Here is a 2,390-nt window from a genome sequence, read left to right as displayed (position 1 = left end):
GAACAGAACATCGTCGCCACCGGCATGTTCAACGGCATTGTAGTGAGTGGTGACCCGGGCACTTCGGAAATAGTTGTCCGCGACAATACTCTGATCAATATCCCGGACACCATTCACAAGGCGACAGTTGTGCGTGTGAAAGAAGGATCGGATGTTTCGGTTACCGGCAACTTAATGGGCCATGAAAAGGGCCGTCTAGTAGACGGCAATTTGTTGTTGCAGGCCAAACAACGTGGTCAGCCGTATCATTACAATACGGCTTTCGCGAAGGGTTTGCCCCATCTTGGTATGACGATTGATGACTTAACACCTGTCGAAGGCGGCCCCGCAGAGGTTTTTGGGGCGCACAAGCGCCTCCGGGACTTGTTGAATCCGTAGGGTGCTCTGAAGTCCAAAACCTCTGTCGGTTATGATTATTGATTTTCGGGGCGAATCTCTTGCCGGGAGAGGCCGGAAGCAACCAAAGCATCACGGTTTGCGGGTGCTCAGAAGACGTTTTTTTCATCACATGGTCTTATCTTCCGGATCAGTGTAGCTTTTATCTAAGTGAATAAATTACAATAAAACCAAAAGCATAAGGGGCTACGGAATCGATTTTAAATTGACCGAAATTGAACAGCAAAATGGGTGAAACTCCACCTTCTGAGCTGGCCTGAAAGGGCTGTTTTCTAAGGATTGGGGGGGGGGGCAACTGAGCACAACAGAAGTGAATTGAATTCCTCGCCTGATTTAAGCTGGGCTCTTCCCTCCAAAAAAATAGCTCGGGGATGGCAATTTTCTGCCAATAGGGTCTTTACCCAAGGGAAGTCCATGACTTGTATTGTCTAATATCATGTAAATAAAAGAAAATTTATGATGATTGCTCCACATAAAAGAGGTCTCTGAGGGGGCCGAAGCCTAAATCGCACAGGATATTCAAAGATACCATGCGGGATTAATGCCGATATTATTTGTGCCGCTTGATGGGGAAAGTTCTACAAAGTAGTGATTGAATGACGTCAATAAATAACCACAAAAATAACACACTCACGAGGCCGGTAAATCTCGAAAAGACCACATAAATAACACACTTGCAGTTCAGCGTGACCGACAAGTCAAGTGTGAGTATCCGCATTTTGGCGTCTGAACATAGCGCCAAATGCCTGTCCTGTGCCGTGAGACTAAAGGGATGATCCGCGGCGCGCTGAGTTAAAGAGTTTCCAACCGCAACCACTCACGGCGGCAACACTGCTTGCCGCATGAAGCCAAAATGAGGCACTATCATAATGGCAACCATCAACGTATCAAACGCGTCACAGCTTTTGTCGGCCCTTTCTTCTGCTCAGGGCGGAGACACGATCGTTCTTGCATCCGGAAACTATGGCTCCGTTGATCTCAAGAACCTCAGCTACAACAGCATGGTCACTGTCAAATCGGCGAACCCGGATCAACCGGCGTTTTTCTCGAATCTTGACGTCGACAACGTCAGCCACTTGCGGATTGACAGCATCGAGGTCGGAGATAGCGGGAATGGCGGTCAGGCATCCACAGTTGTTTCGATCACGAACAGTGACAACGTGGAATTTCTGAATTCCGAAGTTCATGGTCTGGAAGACAATGATTACTTCGGCCACTACGGGATTTATGCCAACGGCAACACCGACATCAAGATCAGCGGCAACTATGTCCATGATGTCAAAAACGGTCTGGTCATCTATCCCAACCAGGGGATCGAGATTTCCGACAACTACGTCGATTATATCGGAAGCGACGCGTTCAAGTTCATCGGGATTACTGACTTCCTGATCGAGAACAACAYAGGCGGYGGCCACGTTTACCCGCTCGAGGGCGCTGGCTGGCACCTGGACTTCATGCAGTTCCAGGGTACCGGATCATCGGACGGGGTTGTTCGCGGCAACGTGTTTCTTCCCCAAACCGATGCGGCTGTATCGTCGCAGGGGATTTTCATGAAGGGCGGGACCTTCAACGACATCCTGATCGAACAGAACATCGTCGCCACCGGCATGTTCAACGGCATTGTAGTGAGTGGTGACCCGGGCACTTCGGAAATAGTTGTCCGCGACAATACTCTGATCAATATCCCGGACACCATTCACAAGGCGACAGTTGTGCGTGTGAAAGAAGGATCGGATGTTTCGGTTACCGGCAACTTAATGGGCCATGAAAAGGGCCGTCTAGTAGACGGCAATTTGTTGTTGCAGGCCAAACAACGTGGTCAGCCGTATCATTACAATACGGCTTTCGCGAAGGGTTTGCCCCATCTTGGTATGACGATTGATGACTTAACACCTGTCGAAGGCGGCCCCGCAGAGGTTTTTGGGGCGCACAAGCGCCTCCGGGACTTGTTGAATCCGTAGGGTGCTCTGAAGTCCAAAACCTCTGTCGGTTAT

General features: G+C 49.7%; 2 protein-coding genes. Both read left to right on the top strand.

The features are described from left to right. Positions 1-378 (top strand): hypothetical protein (locus tag DHN12_RS24280; protein WP_159090222.1); only part of this gene is annotated, 378 nt, incomplete at its 5' end. 887 nt (positions 379-1,265) lie between these two features. Then, positions 1,266-2,357 (top strand): right-handed parallel beta-helix repeat-containing protein, encoded by a 1,092-nt coding sequence (locus DHN12_RS24275; protein WP_108862494.1) that lies wholly within the window; start codon positions 1,266-1,268, stop codon positions 2,355-2,357. Positions 2,358-2,390 lie beyond the last annotated feature (33 nt).

The organism is Ruegeria sp. Alg231-54 (genome assembly GCF_900143525.1).
Taxonomy (GTDB): Bacteria; Pseudomonadota; Alphaproteobacteria; order Rhodobacterales; family Rhodobacteraceae; genus Ruegeria.
This window is presented reverse-complemented; position numbering and strand designations above follow the sequence as displayed.